3 protein-coding genes and 1 pseudogene are annotated in these 2,318 nt (G+C 73.8%); all 4 read right to left on the reverse strand.

The window, feature by feature from the left end; translation table 11 throughout:
- Nucleotides 1–168, reverse strand: a pseudogene (locus tag B9G38_RS16165) (YbaK/EbsC family protein); the annotation flags it as partial.
- An 82-nt stretch (nt 169–250) separates the two neighbouring features.
- Nucleotides 251–976 (reverse strand): ribosome assembly factor SBDS, encoded by a 726-nt coding sequence (locus B9G38_RS16170; protein WP_086221059.1) that lies wholly within the window; start codon nt 974–976, stop codon nt 251–253.
- A 98-nt stretch (nt 977–1,074) separates the two neighbouring features.
- Complete coding sequence (locus B9G38_RS16175; RefSeq protein WP_086221060.1) at nt 1,075–1,275, reverse strand: hypothetical protein; 201 nt, start codon at nt 1,273–1,275, stop codon at nt 1,075–1,077.
- 122 nt (nt 1,276–1,397) lie between these two features.
- Nucleotides 1,398–2,318 (reverse strand): CRTAC1 family protein (locus B9G38_RS16180; protein ID WP_086221061.1); only part of this gene is annotated, 921 nt, incomplete at its 5' end.

Below are 2,318 nucleotides of genomic sequence, written 5' to 3' on the forward strand. Positions count from 1 at the left end.
GCCCGGGGGCGAGACGAGGATGGTGCCCGCTATCGCGGCCTCCTCGCGGCGTACCGCGTCGGCCGCGGCGGCCGCCGTCTCCGTGCCGGCGTCGACCTCCAGCACGTCGACGTCGACCTGGTACCCCTCCCGGGCCCGCTCCCGAAACTCCGCCGCGCGTGGATGCATGCGATCCGACCCGCGTCCCGCCGGTATCAAGCTCCCGGAGGCGGTGAAAATACGCCCGCGAGCCGGCGGTGGGGACCGCGCGTCAGCGGGTGCGCAGCTCGTCTTTGTCCTTGATCACGCGAGCGTCGCCCTCGCCGGACGTGACCTCGTTGACGAGGTCGTAGAGGTCGTTCTGGAGGCCCGCCGGGAAGGTGAGCACGCCGACCCACGAGCCGTCGTTCTGCCACTCCTCGCGTTCGAGGTCGCCGAACTCCCTGATCTGCGCCTGTCCGGACCCGGCGTAGTCGGCGGGCAGCTGGACCGCCATCGTCACCTCCTCGAACCGGATCGGGATGACGGGGCGGAGCGCGTCTAACGCGTCGTCGACCTGGTTCTCCACCGGCTCCATCGGGTCGACCTGGAACCCCGCCTCCTCCAGGGCGCGCTCGATCCGCTCGGGCGGGTGCGGCGAGTCGTCCATCTGCGGGTTCACGGCGTTGCGCGTGATGGTGGTCACCAGCTGGTTGTGCTTCCGCTCTTGCATCTCCGCGCGCTGCTCGGCGGTGATCTGGATCTCACCGCGCTCGACGACCTCCGGGATGATCGCGAGCGGGTCCGTGGTGCCGAACACGGTCTCCAAGTCCTCTTCGGCGGGCCGGTCCCCCCGCGAGGCGTTCTCGAAGACGTCCTCGGCGGCGATGACCTCCTCCAGGTCGCCGTCGAACTCCCCGCGCTTGATCGCGAGCGCGGCGTCGGGGTCGATCAGGACTTCGAAGCGCTCCCCGTGCGACTCCAGTCGGGCCGTCACGGCCTCGTCGAGCGATATCATACCGAACGGTACCACCCCCGCGGGCAAAAAGCCTCCCGCCGTCCCCGGTCTCGCGGGGAACCGTGGCGTCCGGGCGTCGCGCCGCCGCTATCCCCCGATCATCCGCCCGCGGTCGGCCGCTCGTCGTCCCAGTCGGCGCGGCAGGGCTCCGAACAGAAGTGCCGGTGGACGACGTCGCCGCCGTCGACCCACGTGACCGTTCGGTGCCCGGTCCCCAGCGCCGGCTCGCCGCACGTCGCGCAGCTCGGTGCGGACTCCTCGTCGACGTCCTCCTCGAGCTCCGAGGTCGGATCCACCATACCACCCCGTACTTCCGGGGACACTTGAACCCGCGAAGGGCGGCAGTTCTGGCCGCGGCGGTCGCGACGCGCCGCCGGTGGATCGTCGCGGCCGCCGTCGGCTCCGCGGGCCCTCCCGAGCGTTACCGCCGCGTCCGGGCGTCGCGGTCGGTCGCCTTCCGGGAGGGGTGTTTGACCGTGATCTCCCGGTCGGCGCTCGGCCCGACGACGGTGCGCTCCCGGCCGTCGGGCCACCGCACGTCGACGCGCAGCGGCTCCGCGCCGCCCAGCCCGAAGTGCGCGGCCGGTTCCGTCTGGCAGAGGCAGCCGCCGCCCGCGTCGACCGTCCGCCGCTGTACGCCCTCGTCGGTCTCCAGTCTGACGACTGCGCCCCGCGCCGGCGCGCCGTGTCGCGTCGTCGGGCGCACGCGGAGCCACCCGGTGTCCGACGCGCTCGGGTCGGCGTAGGCCGTCACCGGCTGCGCGGCGACCTCGCCGTGGACGACGAGGAGCTCGAGCGCGCCGTCGCCGTCGAGGTCGGCCGCGACCGCGCCGGTGCCGAACCCGTCCGGCTCCGCGGCCGCACCGGGGTCGACGGCCTCCCACGCCGGCGGCCCGCCGGGGCGGTCCACGCGCTCGAACAGTCGGTTCTCGGCGTCGCAGACGTTGAAGAAGAGCTCCTCGCGCCCGTCGTTGTCGAAGTCCGCGGCGACCACCGTCCGGACCGCTCCGACGTCGCGGAGCGCCGGCGGGGCCACGTCGTCGTATCCCCCGCCGGGCGAACAGCGCAGGAGGCGGCTCGGCGCCGACTCGTTGCCGACCGCGAGCGCGAACGTCCCCCCTTCGTCGACGAGCGCGGCGCCGCGCGTGTCGCCGCCGGGGTCGGAGAGGTCGGGGCCGCCGTCCGTGCGGTCGTAGTGGCCGTCGCGGTTGCTGAACAGGCGGTTCGGACCGCCCTCGACGCCCGCGAACAGGTCGCCCTCGCGGGAGCGGTACGGGACCGCGAGCAGCGACCGACAGCCCCCCTCGACCTCCAGGCCGACCGCCTCGGCCATGTCCGTGAC

The sequence above is a fragment of the Halorubrum sp. SD612 genome (genome assembly GCF_002135005.1).